Genomic DNA, 21659 nt, shown 5'->3' on the forward strand with positions numbered 1-21659 from the left:
CATTGTTGTACCTATCACTCATCAGTGGCCGCAATGCCGATTTATTAATTGGCCAGCATGTAATAAGTGCGCCGGTGGTAAAACAAAGCGGACTCGAAATTATGCCCACCGGTTATATGGTAATTGATGGTGGCGCACCCACAACAGTTTCGTACATCAGTAATGCCACACCTATACCGGCAGATAAAAATGAAATTGCTGTATGCACTGCCATGGCCGGCGAAATGCTGGGCATGAAATTAATTTATATGGATGCCGGCAGTGGTGCCAAACGTGCCATTACCGAAAGCATGATACAAAAAGTTGCCGGCTGTATTGATGTGCCTTTAATTATTGGCGGCGGTATTATTGAACCCGAAAAAGCTTACCTCAACTGCAAAGCCGGCGCTGATGTAATTGTGGTGGGCAATGCTATCGAAAAAGATCCTGCACTTATAAAAGAAATGGCCGCTGCGGTGCATAGTGTAGCGGTTAAGGTGTAATTTATTCCACAATCACATTTACTGAAGCAGCAACCATTTTCTTATACGGCTGCTCCATAAATAGTTTTAAAAAATCTATGCCGTCAGCATAATAACCCGGACCGTGTGCCTTGTTATGAAAGATCAATAACTGTGCGTTGGGCATATAGCGTTTTATCAGCCTGTTGTAAAATGGCCGGCACCAGGGATCGGCATCGCCGGCAACAATAAGCGCAGGAATGGCAGAGTACACCGGTTTTTTAACAATGGCAGGCTCCGGAATTACTTTCCAGCAACTGCATATATCATGATTTACATTATTGAATGCATAGCCCGCTAACCAGGGTAATAACAATTCCTGTTTTTTTATCATTTCTGTATTAGCGTAAGCAATTTGCTCACTGCAATACACCGAGTAACGCATACCATGAGAGAGCGTTTTATTGCCCGAAAAATTATCATCCAATATTTCTTTAACGTATTGCTGATGGTTGCCATTTATCAATTCAGTCATCACCAACGGAACTGTTCTTAATTGCCAGTTATTCATCCGGTTGATGACCGCATCCAGCAGTTCATTCTTTGTGTAGTTGATGTGCAGGGTATCAGCCGTGTTTTTAACAACATAAGTAATGCTGAATTTTTTTTTATTGATACTACCGAAGTATTGCTGAAACCGCTGCCGTAAATTTTGGTATTGAATAGTTGCAGAGTCTTTCTCAACATTATCAAATACCTGGTTGAGTGCTTCATTAATATTGAACAAAGCATCTTCTTCATAATTGGCATAACCTGGCAGCGGTGAATTTAAAATCAATGATTTTACGGCAGCAGGATGATTTCTTAATACGGTTAGCATTAAACCTCCGCTATATGAAACACCTAACAAATTCAAAGAGTCCAGTTGTAAAACTTTTTTCAGATCATTAATATCGGCAGCACTTTCAACCGTAGTATAGCAAGAGATATCAATACCTCCGGCGATTAAGCGTTTTCGGCATTTTTTTACCGCATTCCGCTCTAAACTATCTATAGGTAAATTTTCTGTATAAGATTTTATAACTGCAGCATTTATTTCGGGGCAGTCGAGGCAAGGCTCCGCCAATTTGGTGCCACGTTGATCAAAAACAATAAATCCACCAAACTCAAAAAAATCGGAACGGTAACGCAGGGTTTCAAAATTTTTAATAGTGCTGTATCCCGGGCCGCCGGTTGTATATAACGTAATATTTTTTACAGCATCAGCCACGGGTCTTCTGGCAAACACAAAAGGTATCTTTATTTTTCTGCCTGCAGGCTTTCTCCGGTTTTCCGGCACTATCAGGTAGCCACATTTAGTAACTAATCCTGTATCCACTTTTATTAAACAGGGGCAAGGTTCAATTGCAGGCAGGTAACCTTGTGCGATAATTTTTTGTAAACTGAGAATAATAATAAAGAATGAGAGGATAAATATTTTCATACTGCTATTTGTGCCACAATGTACAACTGGCGGTAACATAAAAAGAGTAAAAACCGGACAAAATCAATAAACCCAGGCAGATAATTTTTGCCCGGTAAACTGTACCACTTCTTTTCTAAAATGGCTCATATCATAATAGCCATAATCGTATGGAGAAAATGTTTTTTTACCTGACACGTATTTGGTTAATGCAGTTCGTGCCCTTACAATACAAAAATAATTTTTAGGAGAAATGCCGATTGTGTTTTTAAAATAGCGGTACAACGTTTTATTAGTGGTAGCCAGCACTGTTGCCAGTTGATTAGTACTATACTTCATTTCGGATTGCTTAAAAGTATGTATTGCATCAAATACTTTTTGATAGCCATAATACCCGGCAAATTTTACATTAAGTAAAGTAAGGAAATAATTTTCAAGCAGGGCTATCCTTTCGTGGAGCGTATATAGCCGCTTAAATTTTTTAATGATATTGTTGGTAAATATAGTATTGAGATTAAGAACTTCGCTTCCGATTTTTGCCTGTTCAATTCCAAAGATTGCTTCAAAACCTCCCGGGTGAAATTTAACTGTAAATATGTTATCGCTGCGCAGGTTGGTTCTTTCTACAATAGCATTTCTTAGTAATAGAATATCTGTAGCAGCATCAATAAAAATTTGTTGCCTGCCATTTTTTAAAATATAAGGAGAACCAAGATTGATCCATATAGTAGGTGTAAAGCTGGGGAATAATTTAACTGTAAATTTTTCAGTGGTAATGTATTGGTTGGTGGCTTCAACAGAAGTTTCGGAAAAAAACTCAATATAGTTTGCAAGCTCTTTGCAAGGTGCCTTAAAGTTATATAGTTTTCGTATGTCGTCAAAAATTTCAACCATTAACTTTAATTTGCTGTCAGCTATATTAAGAAGTATAAAATTAATATTCTAAAGTTGTTATTCTTTTTCTAGATCATCAGAAAAGAGAAATTGTTGGCCAGAGACCAAGAATGATAAGTAAAAACTTTTTCTAATTTAAATATCTTATTTAGTTTTCTCCACCCTGCCAGGCGTATCCTTACCACTTACAATAGTTTTGCTGCTCAGCGCAATGGCTTTTATAATCTCTGCCATATTATTCATATCTAATGTTCCAATCTCATCACTTTGTTTATGATAATTAGGTTCGTTATTGGGAGCTTCTTCCATTTTAGAAGTAGAGATAGTGTGAGCAGGTACGCCCAATTCGGCAAGTGTAGCATTATCGCTGCGGTAAAATAAATTTTGTTTAGGGTAGGGGTCAGGTTCAAACTTAAATTTAGAATTGGTGAGATTGCTTTGTAAAATTTTACCCATATCAGTTTTTTCGTAGCCGGTAATGTAAGCGCTGTTGGTGCCCCATTTACTTTCTGTGCCTATCATTTCAATATTAAACATGGCCATAACTTTATCGGCATTTAACTGCTTACTAAAATACTGGCTGCCAAAGCCACCAATTTCTTCGGCGGTAAAAGCCACAAAAATTATTGTGCGTTCATTTTTTTCTTTTAGTGCACTAAAATATTTTGCCAGCATCATCACGGCTGTTGTACCTGCGGCATCGTCGTTGGCTCCATTAAAAATACTATCCTGGTTTTTATCGGGTTTACCAATACCCAAATGATCGTAATGACCGCTAAAAACTACATACTCATCTTTTTTACTTTTACCCGGCAACACACCCATAACATTTTTAAGGCGCTGCTCTGTTAATTCATTTTTAATAGAAAGATTAAGCGTTGCCGGATTTATATTACCCGTTAAAATAAATACCTGCGAAACTGCAGAAGAGAATTTTGCATTGCCGGTAAAGCGCTGCATACTTTTAAATCGTCTTGCATGAAAAGTATCCACCAGTACCACTACATTTTTTTCTGTATCAAAAATTGGAAAAACTGTTTTATTAAAATCATCATCTTTTTTTACCACTATTACTTCATAATCTTTTAATGAAGTAATATTTATTTCTGCAGCAGTGGTATTGGCAGTTACATTGTTTACAGTTAAAGAATCGGCATCTAACCTGCCCATTACAGAAACAGGTTTTGCTTTTATCATAGCAAACTCCTGGAAATAAGTTTTGCTGTTGCCAAAAAATTGCAATTTGCTTTTTGCGAATTCTGCAGCAATAAAATCTGCTGCTTTATCAATACCCGGTGTAAATGTTTTGCGGCCCTGCATATCATCAGCCGAAAGTATTTTTTCAATACGTTCCACTTCGGCAGCATTTATTATTTTATCAATATCCTGTGCAAAACAAAGCAGGCATATAAAGCCTGCTGAAACTGTTAAAAGTATTTTCTTCATTATAAATTTTTCATTATTAATTATGCATTACTAAAGGCTCATCATCTCCTTAAACTTAACCGCCTGCCTGCGGCTTACTTCAATTTTTTCGCCGCCATGCAGTTCCAATAAAAGGCCGCCATTAAAATAAGGTTCTATTTTTTCTATCATGCGCAGGTTTACAATATGCTTGCGGTTGGCCCGGAAAAATACTTTTTCATCCAGCCTTTCTTCTAAAGCATTTAAAGATTTTAAGATAAGCGGCTTGTTGGTGCCAAAAAATACTTTAGCATAATTGCCCACGCTTTCAAACAAACGCACTTCGCCTAATTTTACAAACCAGCAGCGTTCGCCATCTTTTACAAACACCTGGTCGGCTTCTGTAAGCATGCCACGGTTAATACCGGCCATAGTTGCGGCCATTTCTTTTTCATCGGCCTGTTGCAATTTTTGTAAAGCATCGGCTAAGCGTTTAGGCTCCACCGGTTTCATCAAATAATCTAAAGCATTTACTTCAAAAGCTTTTAATGCATATTCATCGTAAGCGGTGGTAAAAATTACATGCGGAGCTTTTTCCAGTTCGGTAAGCATATCAAAACCGGTTTTGCCGGGCATCTGTATATCTAAAAAAATTAAATCTGGAGAAAGGTTTTCAATTTTTTCCAAACCTTCTGCGGCATTCGCAGCTTCACCAATTACCTCTATCTCCGGAAAATCGAGTAACAGTTTTTTTAATTCATTTCTTGCCAAACGTTCATCATCAATAATTACAGCTTTCTGCATAGTGTGTTTGCTTTTATGTTCATAATTTTAAATGGTAGCCGGCATGGTTACTTTGCTCTCCACCATATTAGTGCCAATATTTTTTATTTCAAAATGTGCTTTGCCCTGATACATTAAATTTAAACGGTCCTGTGTACTTTTAATACCAAAACCATCGCCATTTCTTTTGCCGTTAAGCTGCCCGGTGTTTTGTACCGATAATTCCAGGTTATCGCCTTTAAAATCGGCTGCAATACGCACTACACCGCCATTTATTAATTTACTAATGCCATGTTTAATCGAATTTTCTACAAGGGTTTGCAGCATCATTGGCGGTACCGGCTGGCTAAGTGTATCTTTATCAATATCCATTTCTACTTTCAACCTTTCTTCAAAACGCATGTGCTCTAAAGCAAGATAATCTTTTACAATATCCAGTTCTTTTTCTAAAGTAACGGTTTCTGCTTTTTCGGCCTGCATGCTGCTGCGTAAAATATTACTCAGTTCGGTAATGGCCCTTCTCGCCCTTTCGGGGTTTTCATCCACCAATGCCCTTATACTGTTAAGCGAATTAAAAATAAAATGCGGATTGATATGCGATTTGATAGTTTTTAATTCCAGTTCTTTTACAGTGCTTTCTAATTTTAAACGGTCAATTTGATCTCTTCTGTTTTTATCAACATAATGATAAACGATATAAATTAAAAACCAAAGTGCCAGCAGTAATAAATTTTGATAAATGCCCAGCAGTTCAGATTTATCTTCAAACTTCCATTCCCCTCTGCTGTTTCTGTACCAGCCGGTAGTTTTTTTTATGTCGGATATGGTTTTAAGGTTTACAGAATCTTTAAGCGGTGTATTGCTGTAATAAGTTACTTTATCTAGTCCTGCAATGGTTTCTGTTTTTTTCGCTTTTTCTAATTTATATTTTTGAATATAATTATCAAATGAATAAGCGGTATTATGTTCTATTGCATTACCACCATAAAATAATAAAAGGCTGGTAGCACCTATGCCAATGATAAAAATTATCCAAATTTTATTAAAAGAAAATTTAAGCCAGTTGGTTCTTTTAATTATCGTTCTTAAAATATGAGTTGATATAATGCCTGAAACTAAAAATATTCCCAGGCTTATTAAATATTCGTTTTCGCCGCCATGTTGTGCAAACTGTTCGGCAAAAACCACCAGGTTAAAATAGATATGTATAAGGCCAAAAATGCCCCATCCTATAATCTGGCATAACCAATATCTTACATTTACTTTACCCATAGTGCAAATCTAAACTCCAAGATAGTGAAATTACGGTGTGTTTTGATTAATGGCTATATGGTGTTGTGGGAGGTTTTGTTATAAATCATATCAATAAAAGCTTGCATTTGCAATATTTTTTCGCCACCTTGTGCAACCCTTTAACCTCTCCGGCACTCTAAAGCGTATTAACCAAAAAAAACTTAAAAAAATCAATATGTCATTTAATTTAATTGATGCAGCAAAAGGTATGTTTACTAACGAATTGGTAAGCAAAGCAAGTTCTTATTTAGGCGAAAGTGAAAGTGGTGTTTCAAAAGCCATGAGTGGTATTTTGCCAACCGTTTTCAGCGGTTTGCTTAATTCTACTTCTACTCACGAAGGTGCAGGTGCAGTTGCACAAATGGTAGATGAGCAAAAAAGCTCGGGTATATTAGATAATTTAGGTGGCTTTTTAGGTAACGACAGTGGTAGTCTTTTAAGCAAAGGCGCTGGTTTGTTAGGCGGCTTGTTTGGTAATAAAGTAAATGGTATTACAAGCCTTATCTCCAATTTTTCAGGATTAAAATCTTCGTCAGCATCTTCTTTATTAAGTATGGCTTTGCCAGCTGTTTTAGGTTTAATTGGTAAGCACTCAACAGGTGGTGCAAGCGGTATTGCTTCTTTATTAAGCAGCCAGAAAGATAATATTGCTGCAGCAATGCCGGCAGGTTTAAACCTTAGCAGTGTACTGGGTAATATTGGTGGTAATGTTACTAATGTTGTTTCAGGTACAAAAGAAACTGCAACACATTACGCTAACGAAACAGTTGAAAAATCAAGCGGCGGTTTAAAATTTTTATTGCCATTGCTTTTATTAGTTGCTGCTGCAATGGGTGCATGGTATTTTTTTGGTAAAGGCTGTAATAATACTGCAGAAACAGTTGCACATAATGTTACCGATACTGTAAAAGCTGCAACAGAGCAGGTAAGCACTGATGTTAAAACTGTGGTTACAAATGTTGCAGGCAAATTCGATTCGTTAACTAACGAATTTGTTTATGATGCAGGAAGTAATGTAACTATTGATTTGCCAAACGGAGCCGGTAAATTAGTAGTAGGAGAAAACTCAACTGAAAATAAATTGTACAAATTTTTATCTGATGCTAACGCAACGATTGATACCGTAAAAGGCAACTGGTTTGAATTTACAAATGTGAAATTTAAAACCGGAAGCTCAGATATTACAGATGCATCAATGACACAGTTAAAAAATATAGTAGCTATCAGTAAAGGTTATCCAACGGCTCAATTTAAATTGGGTGGGTATACAGATAATACTGGTGCTGCTGCTGCAAACGTTGCGCTTTCACAAAAAAGAGCAGATGCAGTAGTTACAATGCTTAAAAAATTAGGCGCTGCTGCAACTGCAATTGCAAGTGCTAAAGGTTACGGTCCCGAGTGGCCAATTGCCGATAACACCACTGTTGAAGGAAGGGCACAAAACCGCAGGGTTGCGGTTAATGTAAAATCGAAATAATTAGTTGAAGCATAAGGGAAATAAAAGCCTCCGTTTTTAACGGAGGTTTTTTTATAACGCAACCGTTTAATTATTTATAATTAATTTTACAAAATTGATAAAAAATAGTTCATGGAAAACCCAAATTTAAACAGTGATGCGGCCTTTGCAGATAAAGAATTTGAAAACACCATCAGGCCATCTGCAATAAATGATTTTAGCGGCCAGCCCCAGATTATAGAAAATATTACCATTTTTATTAAGGCTGCTAAAATGAGGGGAGAGGCGCTGGATCATATTTTATTTCATGGCCCGCCGGGTTTGGGTAAAACAACTTTAAGCAGAATTGTAGCCAACGAATTAGGTGTAAGTATTAAAGAAACCAGCGGCCCGGTAATTGAAAAGCCCGGCGACCTTGCAGGTTTGCTTACTAATTTAGAAGCTAACGATGTTTTATTTATTGATGAGATACACCGCCTGAGTACAGTTGTAGAAGAATATTTGTATGCAGCTATGGAAGATTACCGCATTGATATTATGATTGACAGCGGCCCCAATGCAAGAAGTGTACAACTTAATTTAAATCCGTTTACATTAATTGGTGCTACCACAAGAAGTGGTTTATTAACTGCACCATTACTTAGCAGATTTGGAATAAAATCAAGATTAGAATATTATGATGCCGTTACTTTAAAAAATATTATTCTCCGCTCCTCAAAAATACTGGGCACAAAAATTACCAGTGATGCGGCTGCAGAAATATCGGGCCGCAGCCGTGGTACGCCACGTATTGCCAATGGTTTATTAAGAAGGGTGAGAGATTTTGCACAAGTAATTGGCAATGGCGTTATCGATTTGGGTATTACAGAGCATTCGCTAAAAGCATTAAATGTAGATGCTTACGGTTTGGATGAAATGGACAACAGGATATTATCTACCATTATAGAAAAATTTAAAGGCGGCCCTGTAGGCATCACAACAATTGCCACAGCTGTAGGCGAAGAACCAGGCACTATTGAAGAAGTGTACGAACCGTTTTTAATACAGGAAGGATTTTTGCAACGTACTGCAAGAGGAAGAGAAGCTACAGAAAAAGCGTATAAGCATTTGGGAAAAACACAACCCAACTCTCCCAACACTTTATTTTCATAAAAAAAGCTGTTCGGATTACGAACAGCTTTTAAATTATTTCACACCTTTAAAGGATAGGGATCCTTATTCCGAAACCACTAACCTGAAACCATTACCGTGAATATTTACGATTTCAATCTTAGGATCTTCTTTTAAATATTTACGCAATTTGGCAATGTACACATCCATACTTCTGCCATTAAAATACGTATCACTTCCCCATATTTTTTTCAATGCAATTTCACGGCTCAGTAAATCATTTTTGTATTCACTCAGCATCTTCAGCAATTCATTTTCTTTAGGCGATAAAACCTGTACTTTACCTGCAATAGTTAATTCTCTCAATCGTGGGTTAAAATGATAATTGCCCAAATCAAATTCTGCATTTACTTCTTCACGGTGCATTTCTTCGTTGCGTTTTAAAATTGCTTTTATTTTATGCAGCAGCACTTCACTGTCAAAAGGCTTGGTAATATAATCATCGGCACCCAGTTTATAACCCTGAATAATATCGTCCTTCATTGTTTTAGCGCTGAGGAAAAATAAGGGCACATCGGGATTTACATCACGTATTTCTTCTCCCAATGTAAAGCCATCCATATTGGGCATCATAACGTCGAGCAAACAAATGTCAAATTTTTCCCGCTGAAAAGCCGCTAAGCCCAGCCGTCCGTCACGCTCTAATGTTACGTCGTAATCGTTTAATTCTAAATAATTTTTTAAAACCATACCAAGGTTGGTATCGTCTTCGCAAAGTAATATTTTGGGTTTTACTGCTTCCATGTTTTATTAGTTTAATAGCAAATAAAATTAATTCATTTTTGGTACAGCGAATATAGTGCCTAATTTTTTGTTAAAGGTAGAATTGTTGCCAGCAGATTACGCTGATGTCGCTGAAAAGAGTTTTGTCTGCGGCAAAATGGGTCTGCCACGGATTACACAGATTTACACGAATTTTTTTTGCCTGAAGTAGTTTATGCAATTTTCCATCTGCGCAATCTGCGAAATCAGCGGGAATATTTTTTATCGGTCAAAGTTTTTAAAAATGCCACTAAATCTTTTTGCTCCTTTTCAGTTAAGCCAAGTGGTTGTTTTAAATCATTATCAATATTGATGGAGTTAGATACAATTTTTCCCGGATCGTTATAATAATCCACCACTTCTTCCAAAGTTTTAAACATGCCGTTATGCATGTAAGGTGCTGTTACTGCAATGTTACGCAGGCCTGGTGTTTTAAATTTTCCTTTGTCCCTTTCTTTTTTGGTGATGGCATATAAGCCGGCATCGTTTAAATCTTTTGCATTGTACAAGCCAATATTTTTAAATTCATCTGTAGTAAAATCTTCCATACGGTGGCAGTTGAAACATTTTGATTTATCACCAATAAATATTTGCCTGCCACGCTCTTCTGAGGCTGATAATTTTTTAATGTTATTGCTCCAGTCATCAAACTTACTGTCCACAGTTTCTAAAGTTTGTTCGTAAGCCGCAAAGGCAGCCGATAAATTTTTTGCGTTAGGCTGTTGTTTAAATATTTTTTGAAAAAGATTTTTATATTCTTTGCTTTCGTTTAATCTTTTAACCGCTTCATCAATGGGCAATCCCATTTCATCGGGGTTTTGGATGGGCATTAGCGATTGCTCCTGCAAGGTTACCGCCCTGCCATCCCAAAAAAAGTACGGCCGGTTTTTCATGTTTAAAACTGATGGGGTATTTCTTGCCGTTAGCTTGCCATTAATTCCGGTACTGAACGCAGCAGTATCTGCAAATGCATACGCAGGTTTGTGGCAGCTGGCACAGCTTACGGAAGAATCCAATGATAATATTTTTTCGGAAAATAATTTTTTGCCAAGAGCGGCTTTAGTTTTTATGTCAGCATTTTTTTGCTGAAAAGATGAACTGACAATAAAGAGGGTTATTGCAGTTAAAAAAAGAATGCAAAAAGACTTTTTCATTTCTACAAAATTAACAGGAACTGGCTGAAAAAATGATTTTATTCATATCAATTACAGGTCGTATCTTTCAAAAAATTATAAACAATGCCCAGTAAAGAAGCTTTTATTCAGGCCATAAAAGATGGCTACACTTTTAAAGGAGAATCAGTTAAAATTGGTTGCGCTGTTTTAGATGGCGAAGTGGTTGCCGAAGCAAGTATCAATCTCCCCTTAAAAACAATGAACCGCCATGGTTTAATTGCCGGTGCAACGGGTACTGGTAAAACAAAAACCCTGCAAATGATCAGTGAGTTTTTAAGCGATAACAGTGTGCCGGTTTTATTGATGGATATTAAAGGCGATTTAAGTGGTATTGCTGCCGAGGGTGCCACCAACGACAAAGTAAAAGATCGTTATGCTAAGCTTAGCATGGAATATAAACCTGCTTTATTTCCTGCTGAACTAATGACTTTAACCGGGCAAAAGGGTGTTCATTTAAAGGCCACCGTTAGTGAGTTTGGCCCGGTGCTGTTAAGCAAAATTTTAGGCTTAAACGATACGCAAGGCGGAGTGGTAGCTATGCTTTTTAAATATTGCGATGATACTAAATTACCCTTGCTCGATTTAAAAGATTTTATTAAAGTACTGCAATACATCGGCGACGAGGGAAAAGCGGAAATAGAAAAAACTTATGGTAAAATATCTACCACCAGTACGGGAACTATATTGCGTAAAGTAATTGAACTGCAACAGCAGGGTGCGGATATTTTCTTTGGAGAAAAAAGTTTTGAAGTAGATGATTTAATGAGAATGAGTGATGATGGAAGAGGAATGATAAATGTATTACGGGTAACCGATTTGCAGGATAAGCCCAAATTGTTTTCTACTTTTATGCTGCAGATGCTGGCAGAATTATATGCCAGTTGCCCAGAAGAAGGCGATTTGGATAAACCCAAACTGGTCATGTTTATTGATGAGGCCCATTTAATTTTTCAGGAGGCCAGCGAAGCTTTATTGCAGCAAATAGAAACAATAATAAAACTTATCCGTTCAAAAGGAATTGGTATTTTCTTTTGTACACAAAACCCAATGGACGTACCGGCGAGTGTGTTAGGCCAATTAGGTTTAAAAGTGCAGCATGCATTAAGGGCATTTACTGCAGCCGACAGAAAAGTTATTAAGCAAACTGCACAAAATTATCCTGAAACAGAATTTTATAAAACGGAAGATTTAATTACACAGTTGGGCATAGGCGAAGCATTGGTAACGATGCTGAATGAAAAAGGGATTCCTACACCGCTGGCACATGTAATGCTTTGTGCACCACGAAGCAGAATGGATGTATTAACTGATGCAGAAATTGACAGCATTGCAGGTAAATCTAAATTAGTTGCTAAATATAACAAAGCTATTGACAGCGAAAGTGCATATGAAATTTTAACTGCTAAATTGGAAGAGGCTGCGGAAAATTCCGCAACAGAAGAAAAAGCAACGGGCAAAAAAACTAAAGAAGAAAAATCAACTTTTGAAAAAGTGGCAGATAATACCATTGTAAAAAGTATGGTACGCACTGCAGGAAATACTATTGTGCGTTCTTTATTGGGCGCTTTAGGTTTAGGTGGCAGAAGCAGATCAAGCAAAAGTAAAAGTTGGTTTTAACATAGTCTGACGCCATCGCCTGACCATGTTGACCCTGAGAAACCATTACTGTTTCTCAGGCTTTTTTGTTTTGTTATCTTTGCTCATGCTTAAGAAAATTTTCTATCACCGTTTTGGGCCGGTAGCAATTGTGGCTATTTTAGTTTGTGTAATCAGCCTAATTACTAGAATTATATTACTGATAATAAGTTGGCCGGGGCTGGAGTTAAATCCATTAAAACTTATTGGAATTTTTATAATTGGATTATTTTATGATCTGGTAGTAAGCGGTTTTTTTGCTATCCCCGTTGCTTTGTATTGCTGGCTGATGAAAGATTCCTTTTATCAAAAACGCTGGAACCGTATTCCACTATTTATAATTTTTTTTCTGATTACTTTTATTTTACTGCTCAATGCAGGTGGCGAAATTATTTTTTGGGATGAATTTAGTGCACGGTATAATTTTATTGCAGTAGATTATCTTATTTATACAACAGAGGTATTGGGTAATATTTGGGAATCGTACAATATTCCTTTAATAGGAACCGGAGTAATACTTGCAACTGTTGCTGTTGTTTTTTTAGTAAGAAAAAAAATTACACTTTCTCAAAAGGTAAGTATGCGTTTTGCAAAACGTACAGCTTTCTTTTTTTTATTTTTATTGATACCGCTTGCCGGTTATTTTTTAGTAAACAACAGGGTTAAAAATATCAGTGACAATAATTACGTAAATGAATTGAGCGGCAATGGCATTTATGAATTTGGTGCAGCATTTTGGAACAACGAAATTGATTACAACCGTTTTTATATTGTGCATAACGATACGGCCAATTTTAAAATTTTAAAAGAAATGCTGCAGGCACCCAATGCAACATTCACCGGCAATCCGCTAAGTGTTGAAAGAGTAATTAAAAACGACAGCCCCGAACATAAATGGAATGTAGTATTAATTAGTGTGGAAAGTTTAAGCGGCGATTATTTAAAACATTTTGGTAATAAAGAAAACATCACACCTTTTTTAGATTCTCTTATTCCACACAGTTTATTTTTTGAAAACTTTTATGCTAGCGGCACCAGAACTGTAAGAGGGTTGGAAGCTTTATCATTAGCCATTCCGCCAACTCCCGGACAGTCGATAGTGAGACGGCCGGACAATGGCGATATGTTTACTATGGGGAATGTTTTAAAAGCAAAAGGCTACGATGTAAATTATATATATGGCGGCAATGCTTTTTTTGATAACATGGGTAAATATTTTGGCGGCAATGGATATACTGTGTTGGATAAAAGGGATGTTCCCGAAAAAATGGTACATCATACCAGTGCCTGGGGCATTGATGATGAAGCTGCGTTTGATTTTACTTTGCAGCAGTGTGATAAAAGTTTTGCAGGCGGAAAATTATTCTTTAATCATATGATGACGGTGAGCAATCACCGGCCCTACACTTTTCCTGATGGAAGAATTGATATTCCTTCGGCAGCGCAGGTAGTTCAGGGCGGTGTAAAATATACCGATTACGCCATCAATAAATTTTTAAAAGACGCACAGCAAAAGCCATGGTTTAATAATACCATTTTTGTAATTGTTGCCGATCATTGCGCTAAAAGCGCCGGCAAAACAGATTTGCCCGTTAACCGTTATCACATTCCATGTTTTATTTACGCCCCACAATTGGTTAAGCCAAATATTGAGCAACGCTTAACCAGCCAAATTGATTTAGTACCAACTGTTTTGGGGATGCTAAACCTTAACTACACCAGTCGTTTTTTAGGATATGATATTTTTAAAACTCCTGCGGGCATGGAAAGAGCTTTTATAAGTACTTACCAGGATATGGGTTATATAAGAGATGGCAAACTGGTAATATTATCTGCGCAAAAGAAAATGGAGATGTTTATACCCGACTTTGTTTCTGGTACAAACACCAAAATTGCCCCGGATAAGCTGCTGATTAATGAAGCTATTGCTTGGTACCAGGGAGCTAATTTTTTGTATAAATCGGGAGACTATAAAGTAAAATAATAACTCTAAATGCTACTGTAAGTGACTGATTTTCAATTTTTCAAATAAAATGACTGTGTATTTAGGACATTATTACATAAGCTGGCAAATTATAAAATATTTTAAAAATATTTTATAAAAATGTTGTAAAATAGTAAATTCCGCATTATCTTCGTTTCGGTTTTTCATAGGATATTGGATTTTAAAGCGGGACTAGATTTCTATCTTGGTCCCTTTTTTATTTTATACCACTCCCGATTTTTTGAAGAATGTTGTTTTGTTACTAAACAACAGTTATACAGATTCTTACAAAAAAATTCTTCCTTCTTTATCAACTGTAATTTTACTTTCTGCCTGCAAATAATTTATCACTTTCCACAGTTTTTCCTTTTTTACATCTTTAAAATACTGATGCAGTTGAGTGAAAGATAAAGGGGTGTTTTTTACAGATTGTAAAATGCCGGATGATATCAAATCAAACTCTTCTTTAGTTATGATAATACCTTTTTGATTAATACAGTTATCACACTTACCGCAATCGTTTGCAGCAGGCGCATTAAAGTATATTGAAATTAATTTACTGCGACAGGCGTTGGTGTTTTTTATATAATTAATAATTGCTGCCACCCGTTGCTCAAAATTCTTTTTTCTTTCTAAGTAGTTTGCGGTATTAACGGCATAGCTGTCGGCATACATGCGGTTTTGCAAAAGTGTAATTTGAGGTTTATCTTTTTGTGGGGTATAAATAATAATTCCATAATCGTTTAACTGGGTCAGCTCTTTTTTTAAAACAATAATATCTTTCTTTAAAAAATTAGCCAGCAGGTTTTCATTAATTGTTGATGGAAAATCAAAAATACCTTCGTAAGACCTTAGCAGCCCTTTTATAGTTGGCTCTAAACTTGGATGCATTTTTTCAAACTCTGTTAAATCATTTCTGTTAGCAGTAAATAATACTGTCGAAGGTTTAAAAACCATTTCATTAAAACTGAGCACATCTTCCTGCTCCAGCACTTTAATGGCATAAGTGGCGGTAAGTATATTTAATTTAAAAGCACGGGTAAATGTGGTAATATCTATATCATAACTTAAGTCTTCACCGGTTCCTGCTGCAATTTGTAAATGATTCATTAAAGCGGTGTACACTTTTTTTATTTCTTCTTCTGTTGGAAACCGTATATCGCTTTGCTTTTGTAAATCTTCCAGCTCTTTATTGCTGAATAATAAAACGGCATAAGCTTTTTTGCTATCTCTGCCGGCACGGCCAGCTTCCTGGTAATAATTTTCCAGGCAATCAGGTACATCATAATGCACCACTACTTTTACATCCGGTTTATCAATGCCCATTCCAAATGCATTAGTACATGTTATTACCCTTGTTTTATTGGTAATCCAGCTCTCCTGCTTTTTACTTCTTTCATCATTATTTAAACCTGCATGATAATAATCGGCATTAATTTTATTCATCAATAACAGATCAGTAATTTCTTTTGTATGCTTCCTGCTTTTACAATACACTATTGCTGTGCCGGGTACATTTTTTAAAATTTCTAATAATTTATTTTGTTTGGAAGCAACGTTAAAAACACTGTAAGAAAGATTAGGCCTTTCGAATGATTGCTGAAAACGTTGATGCGTTTTGCCGAACAATAATTTTTCACAGATATCGTCCTGAACAATTTTAGTTGCAGATGCTGATAATGCCAATGCCGGCACATTGGGTAATAACTCCCTCAGGTTTGCAATGCGTAAATAAGGTGGCCTGAAATCGTATCCCCACTGCGAAACACAATGAGCTTCATCTACTGCCAGCAAATTTATATTCATGGCAGGCAGGTATTCTAAAAATAATTTTGTTTCTAATCTTTCAGGAGAAACGTATAAAAATTTATAATTACCATAAGCTGCATTTTGCAAAGTTTTTTTTACTTCAATAAAACTCATGCCACTGTACACTGCCAATGCATTAATGCCTTTTCTTTTTAAATTTTCTACCTGGTCTTTCATTAATGCAATAAGCGGACTAACTACCAGGCACAGCCCATCTTTTGCAAGTGCAGGTATCTGAAAGCAAATTGATTTGCCACCGCCGGTGGGCAGTAAGGCTAATGCATCTTTTCCCTGCAGTACTGCATTAATAATTTCTTCCTGCAGCGGCCGAAAAGTATCGTAGCCCCAATATTGTTTTAGTATTTCGCTAGAAGTCAACAGCCAGTAATTTGACCTGAAATTAAATTACTTTCTTGTAATTCAACCTAACTGAATTTACCGCCAGCACTACATCGCTAAAACCCATTGCCAGCGCTGCAATACCCGGATGTAAAAACCCCATAGCAGCAATAGGTATGGCCACTACATTATAAATAAATGCCCAAAATAAATTTTCTTTTATAGTGATAAAAGTATGTTTACCTAAACCTAATGCCAATGGTAAATGCTTAATGCCGTTATTGGTTAACACCACTTGTGCAGTTTGCATAGCCAGTTGCGATGCCTGTGAAATGGAAATGCCGATAGTTGCCTTCGCCAATGCAGGCGCATCATTAATTCCATCACCGATCATTGCAACCGGTGATACGGCATTCAGTTGTTCAATTATTTTTAATTTTTCTTCCGGTGTTTTTTCTGCATACACTTCATCAATGCCAATTGCTTTTGCCAATTTTGTACATTTTTCTAAACTATCACCACTTAATAAAACTGTTTTTATTTTTTTTGAATGGAGATAATTAATTACGTCAACTGCTTCTTCTCTTATTTCATCATCCATATCAAACCAGCCAATTAAAATATTATTTTTTGTAAGATAGGCAGTATGGGTTTGATCTTCGTTTTTCCCCAGCTGATAGATATTACCCTCCGCATCGTCTGCCTTCATACCAACACCTTTTATCTCTTCAATTTTTTTCCAATTAACAGGATTATTTATTTTCCATTCTGCAACTATTGCTTTTGCAATGGGATGATTGGAGTATTTCTCGATGGAAAAAACAATGCGTTTAAAACTTTCTTTATCAATGTCTATACATTCTATATTCGAAATTTTAAATTCGCCGTTTGTCAGCGTTCCTGTTTTATCAAAAACAACTGTAGTAATATTTTTAAACAGCTCTAAACTTTTTGCATTACGAAAAAGGATACCTTTTTTTGTTGCCCTGCCCAAGCCAACTGCAATTGCCGCAGGAGTTGCAAGGCCCATGGCACAGGGGCAGCTGATAACCAATACTGCAATACTTCTCATTAAAGAGCTGGTAGCAGAAATATCAAAAGCAAAATAATTCAGCACAAAAGTTAATACAGCAATGCCGATTACTACAGGCACAAATACGGCACTTATTTTATCGGCCAGTTGTTGTATCGGTGGCTTTTCTCCCTGCGCCTGTTTTACTAAATTTAAAATATTACTCAGCACCGTATCTTTTCCTACTGCAGTAACCTGGGCTTTTACAGTGCCATCGGTAAATAAACTTCCGCCAATTAAACTGTCTTTTTTTTGTTTGTGTATGGGTTTGCTTTCGCCGGTTAATAATGCTTCGCTAACATAAGCATCGCCCCATAAAATTTTACAATCCGTTGGTACCTGCTCGCCGCTTTTAATTAATATCAAATCACCCACATGCAGCTGGGTATTCTCTACAGCAAAAATTAATTCTTTATGTTCTTCATCAAAAGCAATCATATTGGCCATTACTTTTTGGTTGCCGGCTAATTTATTTAATGCTTTTTGTGTGGTAGAAACCGATTTGTGTTCTATCCATTCTCCTAAAAAAACCAATGTTATAATTGTTGCAGTGGTTTCATAAAAAACATAATCCATCCCATAATTACCCAACGTACCAATTAAACTGTATACGAATGCAGCTAATGCGCCAATGGCAATTAAAACATTCATGTTAGGCATGCCTCTGCGTAAACTTTTAAAAGCGCTAACACCAAAATAACTCATGCCCACAAAGAATACTGGTAAGCAAATAGCCATTTGTATCCAGGGGTTCATTAAAAAATGAATATGCCATGGCAGCATATGCAACATTAAAACCAAAGTAAATGGCAGGCAAAATAGAAAACGCTGTAAATGATTACTGAAAAAAGTTGTTCGTTTTTGGTTAGTAGTTGTTAGTCCTTCGTTTTTAACCTGGTAACCTAAATCAGCAATACCTTTAGAAATTTCTTCTTTTGATTTGCTGCCATTAAGTTCAAAATTTACATCGCCGCCGATAAAATTTACTTTTACGTCCTTCATCCCTTCTTTTTGAAGGTACCTTGTAATAGACAGTGCACAGTTGGTACAATCCATTCCTTCTACTTTCCATTCAATTTTTTCCATAGCTCAAAATTATTTATTGCATTTGTTACCCAATTACTAAACAAGGAAAATATCTTTGCAACATGGAGGTAATTTTTAAGTTAGATAATATACAGGAAGCGGCGTTAAAGTTTTTATCAAATGTGGATAGCAGTAATGTTTTTGCATTTTATGGAGAGATGGGTGCCGGTAAAACAACTTTTATACATGCGTTGTGTGATGCTATGGGTGTAAAGGGAAAGGTATCAAGCCCTACATTTTCTATCATTAACCAATATACCACAGCTGAAAATAAAACTATTTATCACCTGGATCTATACCGGCTTAAAGATGAAACAGAAGCTATTAACGCAGGTGTGGAAGATTGTTTGTACTCCGGCAATACCTGCTTTGTGGAATGGCCGGAAAAAGCACTTAGTATTTTTCCTGATAATACTTTTAAAGTAACTATTACAATGATAGATACTGATGCCAGAAAAGTCAGTATTAATTTGTAATTTGAGTGGCACAATAATTATCAACTTTTAACTTTTAACCATCAACTTTTTACTGTGGCTACTACCAAACCTTTTGTATCGCCTTCTTTTACTTACGAAACTTTAGAAGAAACTTTAGATATAAAACCCAAAGGCGAAGCGTTGTTTATTGGCATACCTAAAGAAAATTCTTTTAGCGAAAACCGGATTGCCCTTACTCCCGAAGCGGTAAGTGTAATGATTGCTAATGGGCACCGTGTAGTGGTGGAAACCGGAGCAGGCCATGGCGCCAGTTACAGCGATAATAATTACAGCGAAGCAGGTGCTAAAATTGCCCTGGATAAAAAAGAGGTGTACGAATGTGATATACTGGTAAAAAGTGCACCGGTAAGTAAAGCCGAATGCGAACTGCTGCAGCCCGGCCAATACATTATTTCTCCAATACACTTAGCCGTAATGGAAAGAGAAATTTTACAGAAGATGATGGATAAAAAAATTACGGCTTTAAGTTTTGAAAATTTAAAAGACGATAGCGGCCATAACCCTATTGTACGCAGCATGAGCGAAATTGCAGGCAGTGCTGTAATGCTTATTGCCGGGCAGTATTTAAGTAATGCTAATAATGGTAAAGGGGTTTTGGTAGGTGGTATAAGCGGCATACCACCCACAAAAGTTATTATTATTGGTGCAGGTATTGTTGGCGAATATGCTGCAAGAACAGCTTTAGCCATGGGTGCAAGTGTAAAAATATTTGACAACAGTATTTACCGTTTAAAGCGTTTACAAAATAATATTGGCGGACGGCTATGGACCTCCGTTATAGAACCTAAAATTTTAGCCAAGCAATTAAAAACCTGCGATGTGGCAGTAGGTGCTTTAAGCAGCGCCGGTGGCAGAACACCTATTGTGGTAACTGAAGAAACGGTTAGCAGCATGCGGCCCGGCAGTGTTATTGTAGATGTAAGCATCGACCGTGGTGGTTGTTTTGAAACCAGTGCTGTAACTACACACGAAAAGCCGGTGTTTTTAAAATATGATGTGATACATTATTGTGTACCCAATATACCCAGCGGTTTTGCCCGTACTGCATCACAGGCAATTAGTAATGTACTGATGCCTTTGTTATTAGAAACCGGCGAAGATGGGGGTATTGATAATGTGATATGGTATAAAATAAATATCCGCAGCGGTATTTATTTATTTAAAGGCAGCCTTACCAATTTTTATTTAAGTGAGAGGTTTGATTTAAAATATACCGATTTGAATTTGCTGATAGCGAGCAGGAGGTAGTTGGTCTCTTGGGCTGAAATAGAAAACTTTAATATTGTTATGGTTAAAAAAATATTTTTTATAATTGCAATTATAATTACAACATTCGTAAGTGCTTCTTCGCAAGTACAAAATAGAATATCTTTAAAAGGAATAGAAGGCAATGAGATTAAGTTGAGCCAATTGGCGGACACGGCGGTAAAATTAATTACAACAATTGATTTGCCCTTCAATCGGAATACTGTAACTCTTTATTTAACTGATCTTGGATACCCTCCAACAATTGCTGTACAAGTTACTGTTGGCGGGAATGTTTATAATCTTTTTAAAGATAAATTAAGAGTCGGGTCTTCAATAATTATTGAAGATTTGAAAATAAAAAACCCAAAAACTGGAGTGGAAATATTTTTTAAAGGCAGTAGATATAAAATAATTGCAGAGTAATTTACTTATACTTCCCAATCCCAATCACTTCCTCACAAAACTCATACTCCTGTTTATCGTTGCTGCTTACAATTACTAATTTATCAGCAGTGTAATTTTTAATAAGATTGTGGTATAGCGCAATGCCATCTGCATCTAAATTAGTAGTGGGCTCATCCAATAATAAAATGGGTGTGTTGCTGAAAAAAGCCTGCGCCAGTTTTAAGCGTTGCTTCATGCCACTACTGTAATAACGTATTTGTTTGTTGGTGGCATTTTGTAAACCCACGGTTTGTAATATTTCGTCAATAGAAACTGAATTAATGAGTGGCTTAAATTGTGCATGAAACAGCAGCATTTCTTTTGCCGTCATTTCTTCTATCAATTCTAAATAAGGAGCGGCAATGGAAATGTGTGTATAGAGTTGTTCGTTGTTAGTTGGTAGTTGTTCGTTTTTAAATTCGATAGTACCTTCGTTGTGTGTGAGCGAACCGGCAATTACTTGTAATAATGTTGATTTGCCCGACCCGTTAGAACCGGTAATAGCATACGTTTTACCTGAATGAAATTGATATGTGAAGTGGCGGAAGATCCACTCACGGTTAAATCTTTTGCCAACGTTGTTAAGCCTCACCCCAACCCCTCTCCCAAGGAGAGGGAACTCGATTGGGGAGTTTGATTCTTTTTGGCTCATATATTTTAGAAGAGATTTTTTAAATACGCTTAGATAAAAGCTCAATAATGATAT

At 36.5% G+C, this 21659-nt stretch carries 18 protein-coding genes; 8 read left to right on the forward strand and 10 right to left on the reverse strand.

The annotated features are described in order from the left end of the window. Positions 1-482: geranylgeranylglyceryl/heptaprenylglyceryl phosphate synthase (locus ACY651_RS01315; RefSeq protein WP_462248919.1), on the forward strand; the 482-nt coding region annotated here is incomplete at its 5' end. Position 483: 1 nt separating this feature from the next. Here the strand turns inward: ACY651_RS01315 and ACY651_RS01320 are convergent. The 5 genes from ACY651_RS01320 to ACY651_RS01340 all read right to left on the reverse strand — a co-directional run bounded on the left by ACY651_RS01320 (position 484) and on the right by ACY651_RS01340 (position 6255). Beyond that, entirely contained in the window at positions 484-1923 is a 1440-nt protein-coding gene (locus ACY651_RS01320) for an alpha/beta fold hydrolase (protein ID WP_462248921.1), read from the reverse strand. Between the two features lie 63 nt (positions 1924-1986). Further along, positions 1987-2796, reverse strand: a complete 810-nt coding sequence (locus ACY651_RS01325) for an AraC family transcriptional regulator (RefSeq protein WP_462248923.1) — start codon at positions 2794-2796, stop codon at positions 1987-1989. Between the two features lie 144 nt (positions 2797-2940). Further along, positions 2941-4242, reverse strand: coding sequence for a M28 family metallopeptidase (locus ACY651_RS01330; RefSeq protein ID WP_462248925.1), 1302 nt, complete (start codon positions 4240-4242; stop codon positions 2941-2943). 30 nt (positions 4243-4272) lie between these two features. Continuing rightward, positions 4273-5004 (reverse strand): LytR/AlgR family response regulator transcription factor, encoded by a 732-nt coding sequence (locus tag ACY651_RS01335; RefSeq protein ID WP_462248927.1) that lies wholly within the window; start codon positions 5002-5004, stop codon positions 4273-4275. A gap of 27 nt (positions 5005-5031) precedes the next feature. Beyond that, positions 5032-6255, reverse strand: a complete 1224-nt coding sequence (locus ACY651_RS01340; protein WP_462248929.1) for a sensor histidine kinase — start codon at positions 6253-6255, stop codon at positions 5032-5034. Positions 6256-6451: 196 nt separating this feature from the next. Here ACY651_RS01340 and ACY651_RS01345 point away from each other — a divergent pair, with 196 nt between their 5' ends. Together ACY651_RS01345 and ruvB are read left to right on the forward strand one after the other, a co-directional pair. Continuing rightward, complete coding sequence (locus tag ACY651_RS01345; RefSeq protein WP_462248931.1) at positions 6452-7753, forward strand: OmpA family protein; 1302 nt, start codon at positions 6452-6454, stop codon at positions 7751-7753. A 111-nt stretch (positions 7754-7864) separates the two neighbouring features. Continuing rightward, positions 7865-8884, forward strand: coding sequence for a Holliday junction branch migration DNA helicase RuvB (ruvB, locus tag ACY651_RS01350; protein ID WP_462248933.1), 1020 nt, complete (start codon positions 7865-7867; stop codon positions 8882-8884). A gap of 63 nt (positions 8885-8947) precedes the next feature. Here the strand turns inward: ruvB and ACY651_RS01355 are convergent, their stop codons facing one another. Both ACY651_RS01355 and ACY651_RS01360 read right to left on the reverse strand, forming a co-directional pair. Beyond that, positions 8948-9646 carry a response regulator transcription factor gene (locus tag ACY651_RS01355; RefSeq protein ID WP_462248935.1) on the reverse strand — a complete coding sequence of 233 codons (699 nt, stop codon included), beginning with the start codon at positions 9644-9646 and terminating at the stop codon, positions 8948-8950. A gap of 224 nt (positions 9647-9870) precedes the next feature. Continuing rightward, positions 9871-10818, reverse strand: coding sequence for a cytochrome-c peroxidase (locus ACY651_RS01360; RefSeq protein ID WP_462248937.1), 948 nt, complete (start codon positions 10816-10818; stop codon positions 9871-9873). A gap of 84 nt (positions 10819-10902) precedes the next feature. On the opposite strand from ACY651_RS01360, the gene ACY651_RS01365 reads away from it, so the two are divergent. Next, entirely contained in the window at positions 10903-12456 is a 1554-nt protein-coding gene (locus ACY651_RS01365) for a helicase HerA-like domain-containing protein (RefSeq protein ID WP_462248939.1), read from the forward strand. Positions 12457-12541: 85 nt separating this feature from the next. Further along, positions 12542-14458 (forward strand): LTA synthase family protein, encoded by a 1917-nt coding sequence (locus ACY651_RS01370; RefSeq protein WP_462248941.1) that lies wholly within the window; start codon positions 12542-12544, stop codon positions 14456-14458. Between the two features lie 285 nt (positions 14459-14743). Here ACY651_RS01370 and ACY651_RS01375 read toward each other — a convergent pair whose 3' ends face one another. After that, positions 14744-16645 carry a RecQ family ATP-dependent DNA helicase gene (locus ACY651_RS01375; RefSeq protein ID WP_462248943.1) on the reverse strand — a complete coding sequence of 634 codons (1902 nt, stop codon included), beginning with the start codon at positions 16643-16645 and terminating at the stop codon, positions 14744-14746. A 22-nt stretch (positions 16646-16667) separates the two neighbouring features. Then, positions 16668-18764, reverse strand: coding sequence for a heavy metal translocating P-type ATPase (locus ACY651_RS01380; RefSeq protein WP_462248945.1), 2097 nt, complete (start codon positions 18762-18764; stop codon positions 16668-16670). A gap of 62 nt (positions 18765-18826) precedes the next feature. On the opposite strand from ACY651_RS01380, the gene tsaE reads away from it, so the two are divergent. Genes tsaE through ACY651_RS01395 form a run of 3 tightly spaced genes read left to right on the forward strand, consistent with a single transcriptional unit; the run spans position 18827 to position 20932 of the window. Next, positions 18827-19240: a tRNA (adenosine(37)-N6)-threonylcarbamoyltransferase complex ATPase subunit type 1 TsaE gene (gene tsaE / locus ACY651_RS01385; protein WP_462248947.1), complete on the forward strand. Its 414-nt coding sequence runs from the start codon at positions 18827-18829 to the stop codon at positions 19238-19240. A gap of 54 nt (positions 19241-19294) precedes the next feature. Further along, a complete protein-coding gene (locus ACY651_RS01390; RefSeq protein ID WP_462248949.1) occupies positions 19295-20509 on the forward strand; it encodes an alanine dehydrogenase in 1215 nt (404 codons plus the stop codon). A 39-nt stretch (positions 20510-20548) separates the two neighbouring features. Continuing rightward, positions 20549-20932: a hypothetical protein gene (locus ACY651_RS01395; protein ID WP_462248951.1), complete on the forward strand. Its 384-nt coding sequence runs from the start codon at positions 20549-20551 to the stop codon at positions 20930-20932. 1 nt (position 20933) lies between these two features. Here ACY651_RS01395 and ACY651_RS01400 read toward each other — a convergent pair whose 3' ends face one another. Continuing rightward, on the reverse strand, positions 20934-21605 hold the full coding sequence (locus ACY651_RS01400; protein ID WP_462248953.1) for an ABC transporter ATP-binding protein: 672 nt from the start codon (positions 21603-21605) through the stop codon (positions 20934-20936). Positions 21606-21659 lie beyond the last annotated feature (54 nt).

The organism is Ferruginibacter sp. (assembly GCF_031391665.1).
Taxonomy (GTDB): domain Bacteria; phylum Bacteroidota; class Bacteroidia; order Chitinophagales; family Chitinophagaceae; genus Ferruginibacter.

Bases quoted from the DNA above. Each gene is read 5' to 3' on its own strand.
- ACY651_RS01360 (WP_462248937.1), bottom strand. From the start codon at position 10,818: ATGAAAAAGTCTTTTTGCATTCTTTTTTTAACTGCAATAACCCTCTTT.
- ACY651_RS01340 (WP_462248929.1), bottom strand. From the start codon at position 6,255: ATGGGTAAAGTAAATGTAAGATATTGGTTATGCCAGATTATAGGATGG.
- ACY651_RS01395 (WP_462248951.1), top strand. From the start codon at position 20,549: ATGGTTAAAAAAATATTTTTTATAATTGCAATTATAATTACAACATTC.
- ACY651_RS01320 (WP_462248921.1), bottom strand. From the start codon at position 1,923: ATGAAAATATTTATCCTCTCATTCTTTATTATTATTCTCAGTTTACAA.
- ACY651_RS01345 (WP_462248931.1), top strand. From the start codon at position 6,452: ATGTCATTTAATTTAATTGATGCAGCAAAAGGTATGTTTACTAACGAA.
- ACY651_RS01325 (WP_462248923.1), bottom strand. From the start codon at position 2,796: ATGGTTGAAATTTTTGACGACATACGAAAACTATATAACTTTAAGGCA.
- ACY651_RS01355 (WP_462248935.1), bottom strand. From the start codon at position 9,646: ATGGAAGCAGTAAAACCCAAAATATTACTTTGCGAAGACGATACCAAC.
- ACY651_RS01370 (WP_462248941.1), top strand. From the start codon at position 12,542: ATGCTTAAGAAAATTTTCTATCACCGTTTTGGGCCGGTAGCAATTGTG.
- ACY651_RS01365 (WP_462248939.1), top strand. From the start codon at position 10,903: ATGCCCAGTAAAGAAGCTTTTATTCAGGCCATAAAAGATGGCTACACT.
- ACY651_RS01330 (WP_462248925.1), bottom strand. From the start codon at position 4,242: ATGAAGAAAATACTTTTAACAGTTTCAGCAGGCTTTATATGCCTGCTT.
- ACY651_RS01335 (WP_462248927.1), bottom strand. From the start codon at position 5,004: ATGCAGAAAGCTGTAATTATTGATGATGAACGTTTGGCAAGAAATGAA.
- ACY651_RS01400 (WP_462248953.1), bottom strand. From the start codon at position 21,605: ATGAGCCAAAAAGAATCAAACTCCCCAATCGAGTTCCCTCTCCTTGGG.
- ACY651_RS01380 (WP_462248945.1), bottom strand. From the start codon at position 18,764: ATGGAAAAAATTGAATGGAAAGTAGAAGGAATGGATTGTACCAACTGT.
- tsaE (WP_462248947.1), top strand. From the start codon at position 18,827: ATGGAGGTAATTTTTAAGTTAGATAATATACAGGAAGCGGCGTTAAAG.
- ruvB (WP_462248933.1), top strand. From the start codon at position 7,865: ATGGAAAACCCAAATTTAAACAGTGATGCGGCCTTTGCAGATAAAGAA.